The following is a 22,680-nucleotide window of genomic DNA, read 5'->3' as shown; positions in this document are numbered from 1 at the left end:
ACCATGAAAAATTATATTTACCTCCTACTCCTGCTCATGAATACTTTTTTGTATTCTCAAGACAAGAGTATCAGTAGTTACGCCTTGATTAAAGATGTAGAAACCAATAATAAATTATACTCAGGATTAGCGAATGTTTCTGTTCCTCTTTATCAAATCAGTCTTGGAAATGACCTAACATTAGCAAGTAACCTTAGCTATGAGTCTAATGGGTTTAGACCACATATAGAACCCGATATTGTAGGTCTTAATTGGAATGTTAATTTATTTGGCAAAATTACAAGAGAAACAAGGAGACCTTTAACTCGAAAATATTCATTATTTTATAACAAAGTAAGTGGTAATGAGCAAGATTGTTTTAGACCTAGTTCTTCTACTTCTACAAAGAAGATGTTAATGGAAAATCCTATAAACACTTCTGATGATTATTTTACATGGATGACAGACAAATATTACTTTGACTTTTTGGGATATAAAGGATATTTTGTTATTGATCACAATGGAAAAACTATTGTTTATTGTGAAAACGCTAATCTAACTATAGATATCAATAATCTGGGCTGCCAACCTCTTTTTGGAGAAATCACATTTTCTGAAATCACTTTAAAGGATGATAAGGGGAACACATTTATTTTTGGAGGCTCATCTAATGAATTAGAAATTAACTACCATCAGTTAAATGTTGATTATTCTGAATACGCTACTCCAGGTGTGTATAATACCTCTGCAAAAAGAAATATAAGAACAAATTATATAGTTGGATGGAATTTAAAAAAAATAATCCTATATAACGGAAGAATAATAGATGCTACATACAAAAATAGTAACAAAAGTATTTTAAATAATTTTATCAATGAAGGGAAAAATGTTAGTAGTGGTTTTACAATCTCATTTCCAGACAAACAAACTTTAAAAAGCAATAATTTATTTATCGGTAGACAAGAAAATAGTGCTATTACTACATCATCACGCTCCGTATATGACGGAACTATTGGTGAAATAGTTTCAGGCGAAAAGAATACGGAAACTATATATTCTAAACAATGTATATTAGAAACTATCAATATTAGTGATTTTGGAAAATTGAATTTTGAGTATGATGAAACAACAAATCCCTTAGAGCTTACAAAGGTTTATTTAAAGAAAATAACAGTCTTTGATACGAATAATCTGCTCGTAAAAAATGTCTCTTTATCTTATGATAATCTAGGGGGAACTTACAAGAGAACTTTTTTAAAAAAGGTTTCGAATGAAAAAGATGAGGAATATTCTTTTGACTATTATAAAACAAATGTTTTTCCACCATATAATGCCGGAAACAAGAATACAATGGGCTTCTGGAATGGTAAAATAACCTATACTGATCCTGAGAACCCAGATAAAGAAATATTCAAAGCAGGTTTATTAAAAAGAATATTAATTCCTACACGAGGATACAAAGAATTCTTTTATGAATCTCACAAGTATTCCATGATTTATAAAGAGAGCAATGTTGTTGAAGATGCCGCTGAAGCCAAATATTATGGAGCAAGATTGTACAAAGAAGTTAATAATGATGGAATCCATTCATACACTAAAAATTATAAGTATGTAGATAGCTCAAATAAGTCAACAGGAATTTTAGATCAGGGAGTTTATTCAAAACCCACGCCTGTTGTTTTTATGAACCCAAATGGTTTGATCACTTATAGTGGGGCCATAACCACATCTTCAGAAAATCTTTCCCCGAATATGTATAGTTCTGACTTAATACATTATACAGAAGTTCAGGAAATTGATGAAAAAGGAATAAGAAAATATTCTTTTACTAACAGAAAAACTAATCCAGACCAAGCTAAATCTTTGTATTTTAAGAATCCTAATTTTCATGGAATAACGAATCTTGGAGGAGGAAGATTTTTATCGAAAGAATACGAAAGAGGAAAACCAAAGAAAGTGGAATTGATGGATGTTAATGGTGTTGTTAAAAGTACGACAGAATATACATACAAAAATTTTCTAAATAATGTTGAGCCTCTAAGTGAACCAACAGACAATTGTTCAAATTGTAAAATCACAGATAATAATTATTATGTATTTACAGAAGGCTTACCGTCTGCCGAAGGAAGAAGAATGTATATTCCTGTTCTCCCATACTTGCTCGATAGTATCGCAACAACGGAATATTTTGGAAATAAAAGCATTACGAGAAATATTAAAAAAAATTATAATGATAAATATTTGTACTGGCATCCTTTTCCTATCGAAACCAAAGAGACTTTGACAGATGGAAGTGAAATCACAAAAAATATTTATTATCCAGGAGATGCATTAAGGTTAAATGATGTCTGCCTTACAGGGAACTGCAATGATTTTGATTATGCCGGCGGTAAATATGCTACTTACAAAAATATGCTCAATGAGAATTTCATAGCACCTGTAATGACCATAGAAAAAAATACAACAGGTAAAAGCAATTTATCTGAAAAAATTTATATCAAAGATGCCAATACTTCAAATACTTGGAAAGTAGGAACAACAAGAAACTCTCTTTTAAATGCTGATTTTTCTTCTATTTCAAATGTACAGACGGAAGATCAAATGTATTATCAACTCTATGATGATAAAGGAAATCTATTACAAAATAAAGCAAAACAAGATATTCCTGTTACAACAATATGGGGATATCACCAGACTTTACCTATTGCTCAGATTCAGGGAATTACCTACGCAGAGTTAATGCAAATATTCGGTCTTTCTGCAAGCCCTACAGCCTATTTAAACTTAGATATCGTAAAAAAATCTGATATCGATAAAGACATCAACTCAGAGCAGACATTAATTAATGCATTGGAGACCTTTAGGAAAAATCCAGCTTTACAGGATTACCCAATAACGACATCTACTTATAATCCTTTAGTAGGTCTTACAAGTAAAACGTCTTCTTCAGGGACAAGAGAGAATTATATATACGATACAAAAAATAGACTGGATAAAATCACTAATGTATCAGGAGAAATCATTAAAGATTTTAAGTATAGTTATGCTTCTCCATATACTTACCCCACCATATTTTACAATTCAGAACAGACTCAAACATTTACAAGAAGGAATTGTGGACCAGGTTTTGCAGGGGGCACTTATACTTATACTGTTCCTGCTGAAACTTACTCTTCTACCTCAAAAGATGACGCAGAGCAGCAAGCATTAAATGATCTTAATGCAAATGGACAATATTTAGCCAATCAAAATGCTATATGTATAGCTTCACAATGTAATTTTGTCACATATAATTCATTAGTACTTTCTAATACTCCTGTAATTTACAATGATGGGAAAAATGTGAAGTTCCAAGTTTATATTGCTACCCAAGGGTTAAATCCAACATTTTTTAATACCAATCGCTCATTAGGAGTTATTGAAGGAGATTGTAAACGATCTAAAACAGCAGTAGTCTTCACTTTTGACGAACTCCCAGGTGGGCCTTTTGGAACGACTCCAGCCAATCGTACATGGGAAATCAGAGTTGACAACATCGGAAACGTATCTGCAAAATTAATATCGGGAACGATAACACCTGGCAGATATAACTACCTGAATTTCACCTTCCAATTTCAAAAAAGCGAATAAGCAATGAAAAAATCAATAATAACTATAGGATTACTTCTTATATCAATACATATAGAGGCTCAATTATCTACTACAGAAAATTACACACAGGTACGTACTTATTTGGAACCTGTAACTCAACCTAGTGATAACGCTAAGCAAGTTCGTGTTGTAGAATACTTTGATGGTCTGGGAAGATCTAAACAAGTTGTCAATGTAAAAGCCTCTCCACTGGGAAATGATATTGTTACTCATATCGAATACGACCAGTTTGGAAGACAATCCAAAGAATTCCTTCCTATTCCCCAAGCTAACTCTTTAAACGGAGCTATTGTTACTGATCCGTTAAATAACGTAAGCAGTACGCTCTACGGAACAGAAAAAATTTATGCCGAAAAAGTTTTTGAAAATTCTCCTTTGGATAGAGTTCAACAACAGATTCAGGTGGGAAAAGACTGGGCAAATAAACCTATAAAATTCCAATATGAAACCAATGGTGCCAATGAAGTCTATCAGTATTCTGCAAAGACTATTTGGGAAAATGAGGCTACTAAAAGTGAAGTAAGTTTACCCACTACTGAGACTTACGCCCCTGGTACTTTGTATAAAAACACGGTAACTGATGAAGATGGAAACCAAACCGTAGAATTCAAGAATGCAAAAGGCCAAACCTTATTGGTAAGAAAGATCATGAGCGCTACAGTTCATGTAGATACTTATTATGTATATAATGAATATGATCAGCTGGCATTTGTTATACCTCCAAATGCAGTTCATCAAGTAATCACTGAGGTTCTGCTCAATAATCTATGTTATCAGTATCGTTATGATAATAAAGGCAGACTTGTTGAAAAGAAATTGCCTGGCAAAGGCTGGGAGTTTATGGTGTATGACAAACAGGACAGAGTCATATTATCACAAGATGCTATATTAGGAACGACCACTAATAATTTCATGAAAAAAGGGTGGCTGTTTACCAAATATGATAAGTTCGGAAGAGTTGTATATAGTGGCTTCTTTTCAAATACAGCGACCAGAACTGCCATGCAAACTGCCATCAATAAGATGACCGCTAATCCCGGAAATAATGAAACAAGAAGTGCCACTCCGTTTTCTCAGAATGGGCTGGATGTTTATTATACTAAGAGTGCATTTCCTACAGGAAGCATGACCGTACTTAGTGTGAATTATTATGATACTTATCCAACAGGAACACCTGCAATACCTGCCACTATTTTAGGTCAAAATACCATAACGGATACACAGAATTCGACGGTAAATACCAAATCTATGGCAGTAGCATCCTATGTAAAAAATATAGATGATGATAACTGGACGAAGACTTTTACGTGGTATGATTCCAAGGGAAGAAAAATTGGTTCTCACTCTATCAATTATTTAGGAGGATTTACTAAAAATGAGGCATTATTAGACTTTACAGGTATTATTAAAGAATCCTATGTTTATCATAAAAGAACAGCAAATGATCAAGAAACTAAGATAAGAGAAGTATTTGATTATGACCACCAGAATAGGTTGGTTTCACATAAGCATAAAGTCAATAATTATAAGGAAGAACCCTTGGCAGGTCTCAGCTACAACGAATTGGGACAACTTGCTAATAAAAAAATAGGGCGATATGATGCAGACAATTACGAGCCTTTACAATCCATTGATTACAAATATAATATCAGAGGCTGGTTAACAAACATTAATGACCCCGAAAATTTAGGGAATGATTTTTTTGCCATGCAATTAAAATATCAAAACCCTCAAGATACTCAAAACGGGATTGCAAAGTACAATGGAAATATTGCTGAAGTAGATTGGAAAACATCAAGTGATAAAATCCATAGAAGATATTCTTATACTTATGATCCTTTAAACCGAGTTACTAAAGGAACTTTTTTAACACCTTATCTCACTTCTAATGTACAAAACCATTTTTATGACGAAGAGGTAAGTTATGATCTTAATGGGAATATTAAAACATTAAATAGATTCCAGTCCCCGCCTCCCGGATCTTCAACTGCAATGCATATTGATGAGCTTGTTTATGAATACGAGATCCCCAACTTATCAAATAAGCTAACAAAGGTTACTGATAATAGAAATAACCCTTCCGGATACCCTAATGGAGGGAATACTATTGATTATGATCTCAATGGCAATATGACGAGTCAAAAAGATAAAGGGATTTCATCTATAACGTATAATTATTTGAATTTACCTAAACAAATTTTAGCGGCACAAGGAAACACCTCTTATCTTTATAGAGCCGATGGAGCTAAACTAAAAAAGGTATATGGAAATAAAACAACAGAATATTTGGACGGCTTCCAATATGAAAATGGTATTTTAAAATTAATTCCAACAACAGAAGGAACTTATGATCTGCAGCGAACACAATATATCTATGATTATAAAGATCATTTAGGGAATATTAGACTTACGTTTGCTGCTGCTGATGGTGGTGGATGGTTTTATTTAAAAGAAAATAATTATTATCCGTTTGGGTTATCACATCAGGGATATAATGATTTTGATAATCTTAAAGATTTCGATATACCTTATCATAATAAGTACAACGGAAAGGAACTTCAGGAAACAGGAATGTATGATTATGGAGCAAGGATGTATATGCCGGATCTTGGTAGATGGGGAGTAACAGATCCACTTGCAGAAAAAATGACTCGCTATAGTCCATATAACTATGCATTTAACAACCCTATCAGATTTATTGATCCAGATGGAAGAGCACCTGAGGGTTGGGGATTAAAAGGGACTCAATGGGAATGGCATGACAAAGTGACAAAAGATAATTACATATCCATGGGATATAGTGCTTTTTCTGACGGATTTACAAATAATCAATATACAAGTTCTCGTGGTTCAAGTGTTACTTTAGGGCCAGGAGGGCCGGGAGATTGGTCTGAAACCATGATTTATAATGAAGGTAAAGAGCATACATTCGGTATGTATTATGGTAAATGGTTCTCTAAACTGAATGGAAACGTTTCTTCATTTACAGCTTCATCATTTGATTTCACAGCAGTTGATTATAATGCTGGTTTGAAAAACCTTAACTTTGAGGGCTTAGATACCAATCTTAATATAAAGCTACTGAATGTAAAAGGTGGGCTTTCTGCGCCAAACTTAATCGGTAGTAACGCAAATATTCAAGGATATTTAGAAGGAACTGTCGGAGAGGCAAAATTGAGTTTCACAACAAGTACTTTAGCTTTTTCTCTGGGCGCAAAGGGGCTAACAGGTTTTGCAGGGGCTAATTTGCAGACTAATAAATATGGATGGTCAGCTGATGTTGGTGCAATTGCTTCAATAGCTGAGATTGAAGGGAACTGGAGTGCTACTTCTCCTAATGGTCAATGGGGAATTAACCTAACAGGTTCTATTCCTATTGGTGCAGTAGGTGCAAAAGGTGGAGCATCTTATCTTTACAATCCTAAAAATAATAGTTTTTCTGTAGGTGTTTCAGGAAAGGTAGCAGATGGCCTAGGTTTGGGTGGAGATCTAAAGCTTACTTTCCCTAATCCTTTCTCTAATTAATTTTTAAATATCTAATCTTATAAATGAATACAATCTTACAAATAATCCTTCTTATCATTATATTTTCAAATGCAATATTTTTATTGCTGGGAAAAGATATAAAGTCCCTTAAAATATTTAAATTAAGCTGGATTATTGGGTTAATAGATGTTTTAGTCATCTTATTCTTTTTTGAACTAAAGCAACCTATCATCCTTTATATCACATTTACATCAATGATTGTTGCATTTATTTTAGGAATGAGGAGTTTTATAAATAATTATAATACCAATTCATTGGAAAGTCAGGATAATAAAAAGCGACTTGTGAATTTCTTCGCCTATTTTTTACTCTTCTTTTTAGTGATACTTACCATTGGTGTTATGAAAGGTCTTTTATTTGACTCCCCTTTAGGATAAATGATTTAAAATTATGAAATAAGAATGCTTATTATTAATACATAAAATCAACAAAAAGCCACTGCAATTGCAGTGGCTTTTACTTTTATTGAGACATATTAGAGAATACATGATCATGCTCTATATTTTGAAGTTTTGCTAAAATACTCTTCAATACTCGTTAGAACAAGCATGATGTTTGTGATCAAAATGAACAATTATTGACCAGTCTGATTTTATTTAGAATTACACATAAAAGCCATTATCTCTCTTTTATAAAAGAACTTATTCAATCGGATAATAGCAATCTTGAATATTTTGAAAATATTTTAAAATCAGATATATATAATGAGCGTTTTTTTGATGTAACAGAAATAAAGAAAATATTATACTCATAAAAAACACCTATTGGTCAAGAATAAAAATAAAACAGTTCATTTTTTAGTATTTCCAAATGCACTTGAAAAGAACGCCAATTAAACTTTTACTAGTGAATACATCATTCTCTTAATATCAACAAACCTTCACAGTAGTGAAGGTTTTGTTTTTTAGTTTTTAATTATTTTTTACGATAAATTTGAATGGAACATATAATTTTGTGATGTAATAAATTATAATGATCATTAATCATTTATTAATGTAATTTAGTCACTAACGAGAAAAAACAATCAACCAGGTAAAACATCCAATCCTCAACCTCTAATCATTCCATACATGGTACAAAATAAATTATTAAAAATAGACAGCATTGGTAATGAGAGCTCAGAATTACTTAAAATATTGGATATAGTAATTAACCATAATACTCCTATTACAGAATATTTTTTTGCAATTCCATCTTTTGATGGTTTGCCTAATGAAAACTTTGAGGGATCATTCATGGAGTTTTATGATCATGTCAATAAAGAAAGTGATCTACTGATCGTGAATCTTGATGATTTGAAAAGAAAAATTTCAGGAGTTCGTCAGATATTTGATCTATTATTACTTATTGATCATACAACCGATCAGTTTAAAAAGTACACCATTGAGGAAGAAAATATAATGTATAGAAATATTTACCTGACCATTGCTTATTTTGACGGAGGTTTTTGGGAGATAAGCAGTCAGGACAATCTATTAATCGAAAGATTAGAAAATACATTAAGTTTCTAAATCAGATGTAGTAGAATAATCAATAACCACCCTACCCTTTAGAGCTCATCAAACTCCAATACCAAGAAATAGCAGACCTAGAATTAAAAAAATCATGAAAATACGTAATAAAGCGACCCCATCTCCATATATGGATAATAAAGCTAGAGAACGCTATAATCAATTTAATAAAAGGAATATAAATAATACGATTTTGAACTTGGAGCAATATGCCCGAGGTATAAATATACCTTTAATAAACCCAAGTAATTAAATCCTCTTTTTTCAAATAAAAAAGACAGCATCACTGCTGTCTTTTTTTATTATACTATTTAAAATGCTTAATTAAGCAAGATCAAATCTATCCAGATTCATCACCTTCGTCCATGCAGCCACAAAGTCTTTTACAAACTTACCTTGTGCATCAGCACTTCCGTAAACCTCAGCAACCGCTCTTAGCTCAGAATTGGATCCGAAAACAAGATCTGCACGGGTAGCCGTCCATTTTGGCTGACCTGTTTTACGGTCTGTACCCATATATACTTCTTTATCGTCTGACATTGCTTTCCACTGCGTTCCCATATCCAGAAGATTCACAAAGAAATCATTGGTAAGAGCTCCGGGACGATTGGTAAACACCCCATGTTTTGAACCGTCAAAATTAGTATCCAAAGCACGCATTCCTCCTATCAATACAGTTAATTCAGGAGCGGTAAGTGTTAATAACTGCGCTTTATCTATCAATAAAGACTCTGTAGAAACTGTGAATTTTGTTTTCAGATAATTACGGAATCCATCAGCTGCAGGTTCTAAATATCCTATAGATTCTATATCAGTTTGTTCCTGAGAAGCATCCATTCTTCCCGGAGCAAAAGAAACTTTCACTTCCTGTCCTGCGTTTTTTGCTGCGGCTTCTACTGCTGCATTTCCCGCTAAAACAATTAAATCAGCTAAAGATATTTTCTTTCCACCATTCTGAGCATTGAATTCATTTTGAATTCCTTCCAATACTCCCAATACTTTTTGTAATTGTACCGGATTATTTACTTTCCAGTTTCTTTGAGGTTCTAATCTTACTCTTGAACCATTAGCTCCGCCTCTCTTATCACTTCCTCTGAAAGTAGATGCAGAAGCCCATGCCGTTGAAACTAATTCAGAAATACTCAATCCTGAATTCAGAACTTTAGCTTTAAGAGATTCAACATCGGTATCATTTACCAATTCATGATTTACTTCCGGAATAGGATCCTGCCAGATAAGTTCTTCCTGAGGAATATCTGATCCCAGATAACGGGCACGCGGCCCCATATCTCTGTGGGTTAATTTAAACCATGCTCTTGCAAATGCATCTGCAAACGCATCAGGGTTTTCATAAAAATGTCTTGAAATTTTTTCGTAAACGGGATCTAATCTTAAAGAAAGATCCGTTGTCAACATAGTAGGTCTATGTTTTTTATTAGCATCAAATGCATCAGGAATGATTTCTGCTCCATCCTTTGCTACCCATTGATGAGCTCCGGCAGGGCTTTTTGTTAATTCCCATTCATTTTCAAATAAGTTCTTAAAGAAGTAATTACTCCATTGTGTCGGAGTTTCAGTCCAGGTTACTTCCAACCCGCTGGAAATAGCATCTCTACCACTTCCTGATTTATAGCTGCTTGACCATCCTAATCCTTGTTGTTCAATTCCGGCTGCTTCCGGTTCTTTACCAACATGATCCGCAGGCCCTGCACCATGGGTTTTTCCAAAAGTATGTCCCCCTGCAATCAAAGCAACAGTTTCCTCATCATTCATCGCCATACGTCCAAATGTATCTCTGATATCTTTAGCTGCTGCAATTGGATCCGGATTTCCATCTGGCCCTTCAGGATTCACATAAATTAATCCCATTTGTACTGCCGCTAATGGATTCTCAAGGTTTCTGGAGTGAATATCTCCATCTGCTTTTTCATCTGTAGGAAGAACTGCCGAATGTCCTTCAACTACCCCTTCAGAACCATGAGCATAACGTAAATCTCCTCCTAACCAGGTTTTTTCAGATCCCCAATATACATCAGCATCCGGTTCCCATACATCGGCACGTCCGCCAGCAAATCCAAAAGTTTTGAATCCCATAGATTCAAGAGCAACATTTCCTGTAAGAATTAAAAGATCCGCCCATGATATATTTCTACCATATTTCTGTTTGATAGGCCACAATAGTCTTCTTGCTTTATCAAGACTTACGTTATCCGGCCAGCTGTTCAGAGGTGCAAAACGTTGTTGCCCTGCTCCTGCTCCACCTCTACCATCTCCTACACGATAAGTTCCGGCACTGTGCCAAGCCATACGGATGAATAATGGCCCATAATGTCCAAAATCTGCAGGCCACCAGTCCTGTGAATCTGTCATTAAAGCATGAAGATCTTTTTTTACCGCCTCAAGATCAAGGCTTTTAAATGCTTCTGCGTAATCAAAGCCCTCATCCATAGGATTAGACAGTGATGAATGCTGGCGAAGAAGGTCTACCCTTAATTGGTCTGGCCACCAATCTTTGTTTTGAGTACCTTCACCTGCTACACTCTTCTTCATTGTTCCGTTGTGAAACGGGCATTTACTGATGTCATTCAAATCTTTTTCCATTGTCGTTTATTTATTTTTTATATTAATTAATACAGTTTAGTGTAATTCCTTTGTTGTAAGGACATGACAAACTTACAACGTTCAAATAATAAATACAATCTATTAATAATTATTTCAATGATAGTCAAAAACTATAATCTGATATTTCGACAGCACTTGAATTCAAGACACAATTGTGGTATTAAGTTAGTCATTTTTTAAATCCGTTTGACTCCCTCTGCTCTATTTAGAATAACTCAATGTAAGAGAGAAAAGAAGGAAGATGGAGGCTGGAAGTTGAAAGTTTATACCAGGTTGATAACAACTTTAAGACATTTATTTTAACAGAGAAATATGAAAAAGCCCCTATTAAAGAGGGCTACATTTAAAATCTTTTCAAATTTCATAAAATATTTAAATCTTATCTTCAAATACCTCCAGCTTCCTTCTTCCAACTTCCCTCTTCCAACTTCCCGCCTAAAATATGTTCATTCACAGCTTCCGAATAAATTTTGTTAAAAAAACAACATCTGAAACTTGTCTTCAAATACTTCCAGCTTCCCTCTTCCAACTTCCCGCCTAAAATATGTTCATTCACAGCTTCCGAATAAATTTTGTTAAAAAAACAACATCTGAAACTTGTCTTCAAATACTTCCAGCTTCCCTCTTCCAGCCTCCATCCAAAAAAAATAACTACCTTTAATTCACCAACATAAATACTTCCTTATGAAAAAAGTACTTATTATTTTCCTCGTAGCTTTCGTTATCATTCAGTTTTTTCCTATTGACAAGACCAATCCTCGTCCCACACCCGGCATGGACTTTTTGAAAATAAAAAACACCCCTGAAAAAGTAGCGAAAATCATCAGAACATCCTGCTATGACTGTCATTCTAATGAAACCAAGTATCCGTGGTATGCCGATATTTCACCCGCTTCATGGTATGTAAAAAATCATATCAATGAAGGCCGAAAGCATCTTAATTTTTCTACCTTTGCAGTATATGAGCCTCAAAGACAGCTTCGTAAATTAGAAGAATGCATAGAGATGGTGGAGAAAAAAGAAATGCCACTTGAATCTTACTATCTTGGGCATCAGGATGCGAAACTTACTGATGAGCAGCGTCTGGATCTTGTTAAATACTTCAAACAAACCAAAGAAGATACAGAAAGGAGGATCATGTTTAATAAATAAGAGTAGTGGAAAACTGGGAAGATAAACATATTGTATTTTTTGATGGAGATTGCGGAGTCTGCAACTTCTGGGTACAATGGATTTTGGAAAGAGATACAAAAGACAAATTCATGTTTGCCTCACTGCAATCCGACTTTGGACAACAATTTCTATCTGAAAGAGGCTTAGAAACTAAAGTTTTCAATACTTTATACCTTTGGAAACCTAAACAATATTACCTTATAAAATCGAGAGCTGTACTACAAATTGCTAGTATATTGGGTGGAATTTATAAACTTTCAGCCATTGGTAAGATCTTACCGGCTTCTCTAAGTGACAAAGCTTACGATGTTATTTCAAGAAACAGAATGAAGCTGGCCAACCAAAAATGTTTTCTTCCGGATCAGCATCAGAAGAAAAAATTCATCCAGGTATAGAACCCCTATATTCAAAAAAATAATCTCTCGCAGATTTTCCGGATAAAGCAGATGACGATATTATAATCAGAAAAATTTCAAACAATAATAAGAATCTGAATGATCCGCAAAATCCGCGAGAAATAGAATGATTTATTTATTAAATTTTGAGCGATGAATCTGCCACTCATTACTCATTACTCATTACTCATTACTCATAAATTCAGTGACCATACTGAATAACTGTTCGGTGGGCATTGAATTTTCACCCTCTTATCTCCCTGCGTTGTCGGATACCAGCTTGAATTTCCTGTAAAATCTTTAATCTGCTGATTACTCCAGTTGGTGTCGATCCATCTTTCCTGCCAACTTGATGATGTGTTGATATATACGACAAGCCCTGGATTTCCATTGTAACCATTACGTCTTGCGATATATTCATCATTATCAGTATACAAAATAGAAGTGGTTCCGGTAGCTTTATTGTTGTGAATCCAGATCAGGTTATTCAATCTTTCTTTATTTAGCCATTCTTCATAATCTCTATAAAAAATTGTGGGATATCCCTCGTGGGTTAAAATGTAAGCATAAGCCGGCATTTTATTATAGATAATATCAGTATCGTGATTAGCAACAAAGGTTACTGCTTTGTATGGATTTCTTTTCCACATCATATCATCATTCAGGGCATTTAAGTTTCCATTATCAAAAGCTTCATCCATTTTATAATAAGCGGCAAAATCAAACACGGAACTGTTGGCATTATTAGCCCACCATTCTAAGGTATTCACATTAGAATCCCATAATTCACCTACAGAAAACCCTCCTACTTTAGAATTCCAGGTATTCACTACCCAGGGTCCAAATCCTTTTACATAGTCGAATCTCCAGCCATCAAACTTCATGACATTTTTATAATATTTTGCCACTGAATCATCTCTGCCCCACAGCCAGTCTTGTACATGAGGATTCGCATGGCATAAATCCGGAAATCCTCCAAAAGAGCCTTCATCATTATTTCCATAAGCGTTTTTATAGAAGTCATTATAATTTCTTTGAAACTTTCCGGAGGCTACTCCTGAAAAATTTGTCCAAGTATTGGTTCCCGTAAACGGATTGGCTTCAGACTGCCCGCCACTGTTATGATTGATTACAATATCAGCATAGACCTGCATATTTTCGGCATGGGCTTTTGTAATTAAGGCTTCCAATTCTGTTCTTGATCCAAATCGGGTTTCAACACTTCCATTCTGATTAAAATTTCCAAAGTCATAATAGTCGGTAGGATCATACCCCATAGAATATGCTCCGTTTTGGGCTTTTGAAGCAGGAGGAAGCCATACAGCACCCATTCCTGCATTAGACCATGCCGTTAATTTATCTTTAACGGTATTCCACCAATTACCACCATCAGGAACATCCCAGTAAAATCCCTGCATCAAAACGCTTCCGCCAGGGCCGGCAACAAATTTACCATTCACCGATCCGAATTCCTTTCCTGTACTGAAAGGTCTTCCATCATGATGGGTTACATTTACTATTTTATCGTGTACCTCTTGCCCCTTCGGGGACTCAGTACTTAATTCATCGGTACTTTGACATGAGCTAACCAGTGCTAAAGCCAATAGGGAAAGAATAAAATGTGTTTTTTTCATGAGAAAATTCAATTATCAATATATTAAACAAGTTACATATTTATTGAAAACAAATTCAAAATAAAGAGAAATATTTTAGATTTAAATAATAATTCAATAAGAATCACAACTGAAATTTTCATTAAAAAATCATAAATTTTTAAGATTCTCGAAACAATTTTTCTTTTAATCCATATATTTGCATACTATGGAATACAATACCCAAAAAACTCAGCTTCATATGCCGGAATACGGCAGAATTATACAACAGTTGGTTGAGCGCTGTAAAGAACTTCCTACCAAAGAGGAAAGGAACGAAATGGCTATGGCAATCATCGATTTTATGGGTCAGAGAAACCCACAACTTCGCGACGAAGAAAATTATAAACATAAACTTTGGGATCATCTTTATATTCTTGCAGATTATGATCTGGATGTAGATTCTCCTTACCCGTTCCCTACAATGGAACAATTGGCAGAAAAGCCTAAAAGAATGGAATATCCAAAACTTCAGGGTGACTTTAAATTTTACGGAAAAAGTATTCTTCAATTAATAGAAAAAGCAATTGAACTGGAAACCGGTGACGAAAAAGAAGCCCTTATTGAAGTGATTGCCAACAATATGAAGAAATCCTATAATGTTTACAATAAAGAACACGTAACGGATGATGTTATCTTCAGACACCTAAAAGAATTGTCTGAAAACAGGTTGGATCTTACAGGAATCGACTCTCTTGAAAAAAGTAAGATCTACTATACCAGCAATAACAACAACCGAAATAATAACAATAACAACAATAGGAATAACAGCAACAATAAGAATAATAACAACAACCAACCTAACAAAAGAAGGCATAATAACAATCATAAAAACAGAAAATAATGAGTGGAACATTTCAAATAAGAGGAGGAAAAAGACTGCAGGGTGAAATAACTCCACAAGGAGCCAAAAATGAGGCTCTTCAAATTTTATGTGCGGTTCTATTGACCGACGAGGAAGTAAGAATTAAAAATATTCCAGACATTCATGATGTTAACAGATTGATTGAAATTCTTGGAGATTTTGGAGTAAAAGTTACTAAAAATGGTCATGGAGACTATACGTTCAAGGCTGATCAAGTAAACTTCGACTATATAAAATCCAATGAGTTTAAAAAAGACGGAGCCAAACTTCGTGGATCTATCATGTTGATGGGGCCTATGCTGGCACGTTATGGAGAAGCTTATATGCCAACTCCGGGAGGTGATAAAATCGGAAGAAGAAGATTGGATACTCATTTCCAGGGATTGGTTGAACTGGGTGCTGAATTCCATTACGATGAAGAAGAATATTTCTATTCTTTAAAAGCTAAAGAACTTACAGGAAAATTCATCTTATTGGAAGAAGCTTCTGTAACCGGAACAGCTAATATTGTAATGGCGGCTGCTTTAGCAAAAGGAAAAACAAGAATTTATAACGCTGCCTGCGAACCTTATCTTCAGCAATTATGTAAAATGCTGAACAGAATGGGAGCTAATATTTCAGGAATCGGGTCTAACCTTCTTACGATTGAAGGAGTAGATTATTTAAGAGGAACTGAGCACACCATGCTTCCTGATATGGTAGAAATCGGATCATGGATTGGCCTTGCTGCTATGACGAAATCTGAAATCACCATCAAAAATGTAAACTGGAACCAATTGGGAGTAATTCCTAATACCTTCAGAAAACTAGGAATTCAGCTTGAGCAAAGCGGTGATGATATCTACATCCCTGCTCAGGAACATTATAAAATTCAAAAATTTATTGACGGATCTATCCTTACTATTTCTGATGCTCCATGGCCAGGATTCACTCCGGATTTATTATCTATTATCTTAGTAGTGGCAACTCAGGCTAAAGGAAGTATCCTTGTTCACCAGAAAATGTTTGAATCGAGATTATTCTTTGTAGACAAATTAATCGATATGGGAGCTCAGATCATTTTATGTGATCCACACAGAGCAACGGTAATCGGATTAAACCAAGAAGCTCCGCTAAGAGGAACTACAATGGTTTCCCCAGATATCAGAGCCGGAAACGCCCTTCTTATCGCAGCCCTTTCTGCAGAAGGAAAATCTATTATCCACAACATCGAACAAATCGACAGAGGATATGAAAATATCGATGGTAGACTAAAAGCAATTGGTGCCGACATCGAAAGAATCTAAACTTATTTTTATTACTATAGAGCGTTCAGAGAAATCTGAGCGCTTTTTATTACTATATCTCATCATTCTAGCATAAGTTTCGTTAAATCAATTTTAATTGATTCTTACTTTGCTTCCTTAGAATATAAGATTGGGGAAATAAAACTTTGCGTTAAAAAAATAATAGAGGTTCTCTTTAGAACCACCCCGTCAAAAATTCAAAGAATTTTTAACACCCCTCCGGAGGAGGAGCATTTTCACTTCTTCAATTGTAATTTTTAACACAGCTGAAAATTTACCCTGGAATATTCATTCTTTATTCTTTATTCTTTATTCTTTATTCTTTATTCTTTATTCTTTATTCTATCCTTTTCATTTTAAAATATCTGTTTAATCCACAAAAGCATAAAAATAAAAAGTGCCCAGTAAAAGAACCGGACACTTCGAGTAATTAAAACTATATGAATCTTCCTAAGAATACTTTCGGCAGAGATACTCCACCGTTGTACTCAAAAGTTTATTTTTATTCAGATAGACTTCCAATTTCTGATAGTCTTCTGAATTGATATTAATATACAATTGTACTGAACCAAAACTATATCCGTTCACATATTCCACGTTCGCTGATAACACTCTATGGCAGATCCCCATTTGATTATAGATGGTATTCATTAAATGTTCAAATTTCATTTTGCCATTCAATTCTATTTCCAATAATAATTCTTTTTTAGGCAGGCTCAGTGTATTTTGAAAAACCTGCAAACTAGGGTTAGGTGTAATCATTGCTAAACATTTTTTAGTTAAACATTCTCAGATCATATTTTGTTCTGCATTTAAATCTGTCACAAAAATATAAAAAAATATTAGTCCACCAAATTAGTGGACTAATATTTTTTAAAATTTTAACTTTAAAAAAAAGAAGCCATCACAGCTTCTCTATTATTTTAATTCAAATTTGGGAAAAGTATATGGGCAGGAACCCGGAAGATAGAGTCTGGAAGTCATAAAGTTACAAGAATAAAGACCATCTTTTTTATCAATCATGATACTCTATTATTTTAAGTGCAAACTTTACAAATGATATGTCTAATAGTAACTTCCACCCTTCCTCTTCCAGCTTCCTTTCTAATTATCCTAAAGGTCTCCTACCCTTTCTAGTTTTTCTGATCCAGCCAACCCATTAGGATTACAACCAGGCTCTCCTTCAGGAACTTTCAGATTTTTCTTGCCATAAAAGTCTTCCCAAAAGGTATTGATTTTTCCTGTTTTAGGATCTTTGAACGTCATAGGCTCCAATTTAAAAATATGATCCTCCCGAAATGCTCTCTCTACAAAATCTGAACAGTAATAAGAATTTTCATCTAAAATATAATTGAAATTGTAAGGTTTTCCCAACATGGAGTGTGCTTTTTCAATAGCAACAGGAATTGATTTCTGATATTCAGCTTTCAGGCGATAGATCACAATATTCTGCTGATCTCTTTTTTGATCTTCAACAAAATCTTTTAAACTTTGCTTTTGCGAACCACCTTTTGGAGCTGCGTGTAATACAAATAATTTCTTTCCTTCCTTTTCCAAAATACCAATATGGTCGAAAGAAGCTATTGTTTGCTTTTGAGTAACATTATTAATAGCTCCGGAAAGCCCTGTTTCTTTAGCCGTAACAAAAAGTAAATCTCCATTCTGAAGCTGGATTGTATTTTGATGGGCAGTACATTGAACCAAAAACAGTAGCAATAAACATAAAAGCCCGACTATTCTAACTTTTTTAACCGTTTGTATTTTAAATTCTGACATGTATTTATTCTCTATGCGTCAAAATTACAAAATAGAATTCATTACATTTGTGAAGAATATTACCTCATCTTTACACCCACAAAACACTTCCACATTCTTATGCCTCATATTTTATTAGTAGAAGACGATGACAGACTTTCCAAGCTTATTACAAAAGGACTTCAGGAAACTGAATTTGAAGTAAGCACAGCATATGATGGATCAACAGGATTGAAACTGGCTTTACAAAAAAACTATGATCTGGTCGTCACCGATATTGTTCTCCCTAAAAAAAGTGGTCTTGAATTCTGCAATGAAATAAAGACTCTGAAACCTAATCTTCCCGTGATAATGCTTACTGCATTGGGAACAACAGATGATAAATTGGAAGGGTTTGATGCCGGAGCTGACGATTATATGACCAAGCCTTTTGAAATGCGTGAATTGGTGGCAAGAATCAATGTTTTGCTGAAACGTTTTTCACAACAGAGACAACAAAAGGTTTTCGTTCTTAAATATGAAGGTATTGAAATGAATCTGGAACAAAAAACAGTGAGCAGAGATCATGTTCTCATAAAACTCACTCCAAAGGAATTCAATCTGCTTAAATTCATGATGGAAAATTCTGAAAAAGTACTTTCCAGAAGTGAAATTGCAGAAAAAGTGTGGGAAACTCATTTTGATACCGGAACCAATTTCATTGATGTCTACATCAATTATCTGCGAAAAAAAATTGACCGAGATTTTGAAAATAAGCTGATTCACACCAAAGCTGGAATGGGCTTTATTCTAAAAAAAGACTACGAAACGGGAAATGTTTAATATGGTAAACGTGTAATTTTCGTCAACATGAAAATAAGAACAAGGCTTACCCTGCTTTTTACATTAATCACTGCAATGCTTTTAAGTGTTTACAGTATTACCATCTATTATTCTTCCAAAGAAGCTCGTGAAAAATCCTATTATGGCGAACTGCAGAATGAAGCTATTGCCAAGGCTGATCTATTTTTCCAAAGCTCACTGCCGGAGCAGGAAATGCATAAGCTGTATAAAAATAACAACAGAACTCTGAATGAAGTTCAGGTGGCTATCTATAACTCTAAAGATCAACTTGTTTATCATGATGATGCTAAAGTAGATTATGTAAAAGAAACACCGGAAATGCTTACTCAGATATTTAAGAAAAAGAAAATAAATTTCTTTCTAGATAATTTACAGGTTGTTGGAATGGTATATCATCATAATGGAAATACCTACGCGGTTACCGCTGCTTCCTATGATAAATATGGATATGAATATCTTACCCATCTTCTCACCATCAGTATTGCTTCTTTCATCAGTATTTTGCTATTGATTTATCTGGCTGGGATATTCCTTTCCAAAAAAACACTGAGCCCTCTGAGTGAAATGGTCAATCAGATCAAAAAAATTACTGCCGGAAAGTTGCAGCTACGCCTTAAAACCACCGGAGAAAAAGATGAGCTTAATGAACTTGCTCAGAATTTTAATGGAATGCTGGAACGTCTTGAAAATTCTTTTGACTCCCAAAAATATTTTGTTTCCAATATCTCACACGAACTTCGAACCCCATTATCTGCAATTATCACTGAGTTAGAACTGGCTTCTGAAAAAGAACTAACTAAGGAAGAATATCAATCAACCATTCAATCTGCTTTAGAGGATGCACGTAATATGGTTAAATTATCCAATAGTTTAATGGATCTCGCTAAGGCAAGTTATGATCCTAATGAAATCAGTTTCTCGGAAATAAGGATGGATGAAGTCCTTCTGGAATCATATTCCAAGATTATAAAAGAAAATTCGACCTATAAAGTTTCCCTGAATATTGATGATGCCGTAGAGGAACACCAGCTGACTATGCAAGGAAATGAATATCTACTGCAGGTTGCCTTCAATAATCTTATTGATAATGCCTGTAAATATTCACCAGAACATTTATGTTCCATCGATGTTAAAGCAGATATTGAAAAACTTTATGTAAGTTTTACCAATACCGGCATCACTATTTCCAAAGAAGATTTAGTTCACATTTTTGAACCTTTTTACAGAAGTGAAAACTCCAAAAAAGAAAAAGGGCACGGAATCGGGCTTTTCCTTACCGAGAAAATTATTCATTTGCATCAGGCAGCGATTAAAGTTACCTCAGAAAATAATACAACTGTTTTTATAGTGGTATTTGAGATTGAGACAGCTTAATATCTTTAATTATGAGCCGTGGCTGTTTTATTGAATATTGTGGTTCCTATACTTGCGGCAATTACACAGCCGATAGAAATCCATTGTAAAAATGTTAGCTCTTCAGCAAGGAATACCAACCCTGAAAGAGCCGCAAATGCAGGTTCCAAACTCATCAGAATACTGAATGTTTTGGCGGGAAGTCTTTTTAAAGCCATTATTTCCAGTGAAAATGGTAAAGCACTCGATAAGATAGCAACTCCTAATCCTTTTGCAAAAATAGCAGGTGTAATATTGAAAACAGCACCATCCCAAATCGTAAAAGGGATAATCACAAGACTGGCAAATAACATTCCTGTGGTTACTGCATCTTTCCCATCCATGATCTTGGAAACCTTTCCACCCATTACAATATAAATAGCCCAGAATATTCCAGCCAGAAAAGCTAATCCAAGTCCTACTAAATCTATATGATCACTCTTCCACGGAACAATAAGTAATATTCCTATACAGGCTAATAGTGCCCACACCACATCCAGAACTTTACGGGATAATGCCAATGCAAGAAACAAAGGCCCGGCAAATTCTACAGTAACCGCCAATCCCAAAGGAATCCTCTGAATTGCCATATAAAAAATAAGGTTCATACAAGCCAGCCCTACCCCGTACATCGCGCAATATTTCCATTTTTGTGCATTAAATTGGGAAAATTTTGGTCGGTTGATCAAGGTCAGCAAAATGGCTGAAAGTACAATTCTTAAAGTAACTGTTCCAATAGCTCCGATAGCCGGAAAAAGCTGTTTGGCAATAGATGCTCCGCCTTGCACACAGATAATTGCTAAAAGCGTTGCAGGTATTGCAATATTTATTTTTTTCATTTTTTTTATTTATAATTCATAAAAATAACCCTAAACATAGAATGCAAGGGATAAAACAAACTCTTGTCTATAAATTATAAACTGCTGGGATCCATAATAAAAAGAGATTTGCAGCAAATGTATTGAAATTTCACCTTAAAAGAGGGTTACAGATTAGAAGTAAAATTACTCATCTGTAACCATTGGTAAATCTGTTTCAATGAGAATCTAAAAATTGATATTCAGTTAATCTCTGTTCTCCAAATTTGATTAAAATTTTCTGCTCAGTAGCCCATTTTAAATCCCGGCTTGCCGTAGGAGCAGATATATTTTTAAAATGGAGTAAATAATCCTTTCTGCTAAATCTACCCTTACCGATACTATCCTTAAATAATAAGATTCTATCTTCTGTGTAAAGCGTTTTATTTTGTGATTGCAGGACTTCATCCAAAGCGTCCAGAATAATTCCGAGCATAAACTCTATAAAAGGGGTTGAATCTCCTTTTTTATCTGATTCTGAAAGTTTATTATAGTATGTATTTTGTTGTTGCTTTATTAAACTCTCAACAGGTAAAAATTCAAAAACAGGGTATTGCTGCATAAGAATTAATGTTTGCCACAGCCTTCCCATTCTACCATTTCCATCAATAAATGGATGAATAAATTCAAATTCATAATAAAAAACACAACTTTTTATCAGCAACAAATCCTTATCATTTTTCAAGTACTTAAAAAGGTCTTTCATTAAGCCTTCGACCATAGCTCCTCCAGGTGCAATATGTTCTACCTTTGATCCCTTTACAATCCCCACATTTGTAGCTCTTAATTTACCTGCACTTTCAATTAAACCATTCATTAAAATAGTATGAGCTTTTTCCAGATCTCTTAATTTAAACGGATTAAACAGTATAAGCTGATCATATACTTTAATAGCATTCTGAACCTCAAGAATATCTTTTTGAGGGGCTACTACTCTTTTATTCTCTAATAAGGCTGTAATTTGTTCTTCTGTAAGCGTATTTCCTTCAATTTCTAATGAAGACTGGATGGTTTTAATCCTATTTTTTTTTCTTAATTCCGTCGTAGGCTTATATAAAAGAGCGGCATTAATCGCCCCTATCCTCTCTGAAATAGAAGCAATTAATAATAACATCTGATGGGTAATCTGATAAGGAGGTTTCATTAATGATAG

Annotated in this window: 17 protein-coding genes; 10 read left to right on the top strand and 7 right to left on the bottom strand. The window is 34.3% G+C overall.

The window, feature by feature from the left end; all coding sequences use genetic code 11:
• Nucleotides 1-3: 3 nt before the first annotated feature.
• The 4 genes from GTR01_RS02290 (at nucleotide 4) to GTR01_RS02275 (ending at nucleotide 8,687) form a co-directional block, all read left to right on the top strand.
• Complete coding sequence (locus tag GTR01_RS02290) at nucleotides 4-3,609, top strand: DUF5977 domain-containing protein (protein WP_160136250.1); 3,606 nt, start codon at nucleotides 4-6, stop codon at nucleotides 3,607-3,609.
• A 3-nt stretch (nucleotides 3,610-3,612) separates the two neighbouring features.
• The gene (locus tag GTR01_RS02285) at nucleotides 3,613-7,155 is read left to right on the top strand and encodes a DUF6443 domain-containing protein (protein WP_160136249.1); all 3,543 of its coding nucleotides are present in this window, start codon (nucleotides 3,613-3,615) and stop codon (nucleotides 7,153-7,155) included.
• Between the two features lie 23 nt (nucleotides 7,156-7,178).
• Nucleotides 7,179-7,553, top strand: a complete 375-nt coding sequence (locus tag GTR01_RS02280; RefSeq protein ID WP_160136248.1) for a hypothetical protein — start codon at nucleotides 7,179-7,181, stop codon at nucleotides 7,551-7,553.
• Between the two features lie 693 nt (nucleotides 7,554-8,246).
• Complete coding sequence (locus tag GTR01_RS02275; protein ID WP_160136247.1) at nucleotides 8,247-8,687, top strand: hypothetical protein; 441 nt, start codon at nucleotides 8,247-8,249, stop codon at nucleotides 8,685-8,687.
• Between the two features lie 324 nt (nucleotides 8,688-9,011).
• Here GTR01_RS02275 and katG read toward each other — a convergent pair whose 3' ends face one another.
• Nucleotides 9,012-11,288: a catalase/peroxidase HPI gene (gene katG / locus GTR01_RS02270; protein WP_160136246.1), complete on the bottom strand. Its 2,277-nt coding sequence runs from the start codon at nucleotides 11,286-11,288 to the stop codon at nucleotides 9,012-9,014.
• 406 nt (nucleotides 11,289-11,694) lie between these two features.
• Nucleotides 11,695-11,865 carry a hypothetical protein gene (locus GTR01_RS02265; protein ID WP_160136245.1) on the bottom strand — a complete coding sequence of 57 codons (171 nt, stop codon included), beginning with the start codon at nucleotides 11,863-11,865 and terminating at the stop codon, nucleotides 11,695-11,697.
• 128 nt (nucleotides 11,866-11,993) lie between these two features.
• On the opposite strand from GTR01_RS02265, the gene GTR01_RS02260 reads away from it, so the two are divergent.
• Nucleotides 11,994-12,461, top strand: coding sequence for a heme-binding domain-containing protein (locus GTR01_RS02260; RefSeq protein WP_160136244.1), 468 nt, complete (start codon nucleotides 11,994-11,996; stop codon nucleotides 12,459-12,461).
• Between the two features lie 5 nt (nucleotides 12,462-12,466).
• The gene (locus GTR01_RS02255) at nucleotides 12,467-12,877 is read left to right on the top strand and encodes a thiol-disulfide oxidoreductase DCC family protein (RefSeq protein WP_160136243.1); all 411 of its coding nucleotides are present in this window, start codon (nucleotides 12,467-12,469) and stop codon (nucleotides 12,875-12,877) included.
• A gap of 194 nt (nucleotides 12,878-13,071) precedes the next feature.
• Here the strand turns inward: GTR01_RS02255 and GTR01_RS02250 are convergent, their stop codons facing one another.
• On the bottom strand, nucleotides 13,072-14,511 hold the full coding sequence (locus tag GTR01_RS02250; protein WP_160136242.1) for an alpha-amylase: 1,440 nt from the start codon (nucleotides 14,509-14,511) through the stop codon (nucleotides 13,072-13,074).
• A gap of 187 nt (nucleotides 14,512-14,698) precedes the next feature.
• On the opposite strand from GTR01_RS02250, the gene GTR01_RS02245 reads away from it, so the two are divergent.
• A complete protein-coding gene (locus GTR01_RS02245) occupies nucleotides 14,699-15,373 on the top strand; it encodes a DUF4290 domain-containing protein (protein WP_160136241.1) in 675 nt (224 codons plus the stop codon).
• Nucleotides 15,373-16,680 carry a UDP-N-acetylglucosamine 1-carboxyvinyltransferase gene (murA, locus tag GTR01_RS02240; RefSeq protein WP_160136240.1) on the top strand — a complete coding sequence of 436 codons (1,308 nt, stop codon included), beginning with the start codon at nucleotides 15,373-15,375 and terminating at the stop codon, nucleotides 16,678-16,680. Before GTR01_RS02245 ends, murA begins: the two co-directional genes overlap by 1 nt.
• 450 nt (nucleotides 16,681-17,130) lie before the next feature.
• On the opposite strand, the gene GTR01_RS02235 is transcribed toward murA, so the two are convergent.
• Nucleotides 17,131-17,442: an NIL domain-containing protein gene (locus tag GTR01_RS02235; RefSeq protein ID WP_160136239.1), complete on the bottom strand. Its 312-nt coding sequence runs from the start codon at nucleotides 17,440-17,442 to the stop codon at nucleotides 17,131-17,133.
• A gap of 351 nt (nucleotides 17,443-17,793) precedes the next feature.
• Nucleotides 17,794-18,456 carry a YiiX/YebB-like N1pC/P60 family cysteine hydrolase gene (locus tag GTR01_RS02230; protein WP_160136238.1) on the bottom strand — a complete coding sequence of 221 codons (663 nt, stop codon included), beginning with the start codon at nucleotides 18,454-18,456 and terminating at the stop codon, nucleotides 17,794-17,796.
• A 99-nt stretch (nucleotides 18,457-18,555) separates the two neighbouring features.
• Between GTR01_RS02230 and GTR01_RS02225 the strand changes: the two genes are divergently transcribed.
• Both GTR01_RS02225 and GTR01_RS02220 read left to right on the top strand, forming a co-directional pair.
• Entirely contained in the window at nucleotides 18,556-19,257 is a 702-nt protein-coding gene (locus tag GTR01_RS02225) for a response regulator transcription factor (protein WP_160136237.1), read from the top strand.
• A gap of 27 nt (nucleotides 19,258-19,284) precedes the next feature.
• Nucleotides 19,285-20,652 (top strand): ATP-binding protein, encoded by a 1,368-nt coding sequence (locus tag GTR01_RS02220; protein WP_160136236.1) that lies wholly within the window; start codon nucleotides 19,285-19,287, stop codon nucleotides 20,650-20,652.
• A 5-nt stretch (nucleotides 20,653-20,657) separates the two neighbouring features.
• Here the strand turns inward: GTR01_RS02220 and GTR01_RS02215 are convergent, their stop codons facing one another.
• Together GTR01_RS02215 and GTR01_RS02210 are read right to left on the bottom strand one after the other, a co-directional pair.
• Complete coding sequence (locus GTR01_RS02215; protein WP_160136235.1) at nucleotides 20,658-21,509, bottom strand: EamA family transporter; 852 nt, start codon at nucleotides 21,507-21,509, stop codon at nucleotides 20,658-20,660.
• A 196-nt stretch (nucleotides 21,510-21,705) separates the two neighbouring features.
• Nucleotides 21,706-22,671 (bottom strand): Fic family protein, encoded by a 966-nt coding sequence (locus GTR01_RS02210; protein ID WP_185155089.1) that lies wholly within the window; start codon nucleotides 22,669-22,671, stop codon nucleotides 21,706-21,708.
• Nucleotides 22,672-22,680 lie beyond the last annotated feature (9 nt).

This window comes from Chryseobacterium sp. c4a (assembly GCF_009900745.1).
GTDB lineage: Bacteria > Bacteroidota > Bacteroidia > Flavobacteriales > Weeksellaceae > Chryseobacterium.
The sequence above is the reverse complement of the archived record's forward strand: the minus strand, read 5'-3'. Positions and strand labels throughout refer to the sequence as shown.